The 3,127-nt window shown below is 45.6% G+C and carries 3 protein-coding genes; all 3 read right to left on the reverse strand.

The window, feature by feature from the left end; translation table 11 throughout:
• Window positions 1–90: 90 nt before the first annotated feature.
• Entirely contained in the window at window positions 91–345 is a 255-nt protein-coding gene (locus tag L1283_RS28340; protein WP_429626808.1) for a hypothetical protein, read from the reverse strand.
• Between the two features lie 115 nt (window positions 346–460).
• Complete coding sequence (gene istB / locus L1283_RS28345) at window positions 461–1,192, reverse strand: IS21-like element helper ATPase IstB (RefSeq protein WP_070566339.1); 732 nt, start codon at window positions 1,190–1,192, stop codon at window positions 461–463.
• Window positions 1,193–1,219: 27 nt separating this feature from the next.
• Window positions 1,220–2,785, reverse strand: a complete 1,566-nt coding sequence (gene istA / locus L1283_RS28350) for an IS21 family transposase (protein ID WP_070566337.1) — start codon at window positions 2,783–2,785, stop codon at window positions 1,220–1,222.
• Window positions 2,786–3,127: the final 342 nt, after the last annotated feature.

Below are 3,127 nucleotides of genomic sequence, written 5' to 3' on the forward strand. Positions count from 1 at the left end.
CTGCATTCCTTATTGCCAAAAATGCTGCACCGTTAGTGCCATTTTTGCTGCACTCTAAATTGCCAAAAGTTGTGTATTCTGATTTACCGATTACACCATGTTGCGGAGTAGTGTAAAGGACTTCTCTCCTACCATCGGTATTTTTCGGATGGACAATGGCGCCAGAAATCCTTTTTCTGTTCCGCTGTTGACATGCTTTTCGCCACAGGGTTTGGCCTGACCGGTAGCGATCTTTGAAACTGTTTTGTTGACCGAAAGTCCAAAACTGATGGGAAGTCCTGTTTCTTTGATAATCCGTTGCCGCAGTTCCTGCGTCCATTTCCAGCAACCAAAAAAACGGTCCATTCCCGTAATGAATATTCCGACAAAAGTACACCACGGATTCCGGACGAAAGTACACCAGATTTAGTGACCAATAACCCGAGCTATTTTACAACTGGATTGTATTAACTTTTCAAACTTAATGATTTTTTTTCTTTCTCAAAGACTTCCCCTGTAGCGATAGTCTGTGTGCGGAAGCTGTCAATCTGTCCATTATCGCATCCGCAAGTGTTGGCTCATCAATAAAGTTGTACCATGCTTCAATCGGTAGCTGAGAAGTTATGACAACAGAGCTATTTCCATATCTGTCTTCCAATATATCTAGCAGTGCAAGCCGAGTGTCAGTGTCTATAGATTTTAACCCGAAGTCATCCAATATGAGTAACTTTTGGTTTGCAATACCCTTTATCCATTTCAGATAAGTACCATCGAGCCTGGTCTGTACAACGGTATCCATAAAGCGGTTCATGCTGAAGTATAGCGTTTTAAAGCCTAGCAGACAGGCCGACCTTCCCAGCGCACAGGCCAAAAAGCTCTTACCTGAGCCTGTAGCCCCTGTGATAAGAACATTTTCTCCACGATGTATAAAAGAGCCGTCTGAAAGTCGGAGCACCTGTTCACGTGTGATGCCCCTTTCTGCATTGCAGATGATCTCTTCCGGAAGAGCGTTGTACCTGAGCCGGCTGGCTTTGAGATATTTCTGGGTTCTGGTATGGTCACGGTATTCCAGTTCGGCCTGTACCATAGACCCCAATAGTTCATGGACATCCTGGATTTCGTGTACCGGTAAGGAGGCGACTGCTTCATAGCGGCGGGCCATGCCAGTCAGGCGCATTGATCTGAGCTGTTCGATAGTTTGATCTGTGTTCATTTCTGTTGTTGATTTATGTGTCTGTTTTTATTTGTATTCATCAGCCCCCCGGATGTTCCGGTGTAGCGGAATGCTATAACCGGCAGTGGGCCGGTCTTCTTTTTCCAGCATGTCCATCTTGTTGTCAAGGATATTTTTTATGGCCATATAATTAAAGCGGTGGCCTTTTAGCCCTCTTTGGCAGGCGGCTTCTATGCGGCCTGGATAAAGCGATGCCAGCCTGAGGAGTCCCTGACAGGCCCGATAGGATTGGTCTATGATCAGTTTGCTATCCATCACCTTTTGAAAGTATTCCCGGGTGGCAACGCCGTATTTTTCTGCCCTTGAAAGATAGTCATCAGGATTCCAGGCCAGGCGCTCGCGAAAGTGGCGGTGATGTGGTGGTTCATGATTTCTGTCGGTCGTATAACCGTGTTTTTTATAGCTGCGCCTGTGAAGGGCTACACGGGTGCTTCCGATGTATATTTCAACGGTATCGGTACAATAAATAATATTTACCGTGCTTCCTATATGCTTGGAAGGTACACTGTAGAAGTGCCAGTCCTCACCCAGTACCACATGATAATCACGTTGCACCTTTGCACGCGTATAGTGTTTCATTATGAAAGAATTTTCCGGCAACGGATTTAAGATCGGTTTCTCACTACTTTCAAAAAGCTCTGTTCTGCTGAAAGTCTTGCGCTGGAAGTTTTTCTGATGGTGCTCTTTAAGCTGTAGACCTATCGCCAGGTTCAGTTCGCTGATACTTTTAAAGGTCTCATTCCGGAGTGGAGCGTATATCCGTTGATAGGTTATTTTAACAGCACCTTCCACTGATGCCTTATCCCTAGGTTTTGCAGGACGTGCGGCCAGGAGCGCTATGTTGTTATGATTGGCCCATTGCTCCAGCATATCGGCGAACTTTGGTTCGTAACGGTTACTGCGCACGACCCACTGTTTCATATTGTCCGACTTTACCGATAAGGGTACACCTCCAAAATAGCCAAGGGCATTGTTAAGCGCCCGCAATACCTGCGGCAGGGATGCATTAATGAGCGCTTCCACATAACTATAACCGCTAAAAGGCAATACGGCCACCAGAACAGGACAGGCTATCAGTTCACCACTGTCGGTATCCACATAATGCAGCATATCACCAGCAAAGTCTACCTGCAGCAGCTTCCCGGGCTCATGTTCAAAACGCATGGTGGCTCCCTGTTTGCGGATATGTTCCTGTAGAAGTTCACAGAATCTGGAATAGCCAAAGCCATCGGGATATTCAATGATATATTCCTGCCATAACAGCTGACGCGTAACACCTACACGACGGAGTTCGGAAAATAGATAGGAAAACTGCGATTCAAGATGTATCCGGCGGGGATCTTTTTCTATCTGTTCCGCTTTGCCCGCATTAAGATAGGCCTCCAGCTCGGCATCGGAAAAAAGGAGCAGTTCCGCAATACTGAATCCGCTGTCGGCGAACCGCTGCAAATAACCTGCGATGGTGCGTCTATTGATACCGGTCTCCCTTTCGATGGAACGCTGGGAAAAGCCACGTTCCAAAAACAGCAATATCTGTCTTATCTTCTGCATATTTAGAGGTCTGTTTGCCATATCGTTAGGTCTAATACAGGCCCAACTTAGCAATCTTTTTTTCTTAAATATCCAGTGGTGTAGTTTGCCGCGGAATTATTGGTGCACTTTGTGTCGGAATGGCAGTCTTTCTAGAACAGTCTAAAAGACCGCCAACTTATAATTAGGCTGCTAAAAATTTACACCAAAGTGGTGTATTTTGCAGCGGAATCACTGGTGTACTTTGGAGCGGAATGGTGGTGTAGTATGGTGCGGAATATGCACCGTATGTCTCGTCCTGAAAAAACTTTACAGATTTAACCATTAGTCCTAAATAGATCTTACAGCATTTTTTGGTAATCCTGAAAATCCTTTACAATTATA

This window comes from Sphingobacterium sp. HSC-15S19 (genome assembly GCF_050433745.1).
In the GTDB taxonomy this organism is placed as follows: Bacteria; Bacteroidota; Bacteroidia; order Sphingobacteriales; family Sphingobacteriaceae; genus Sphingobacterium; species Sphingobacterium siyangense.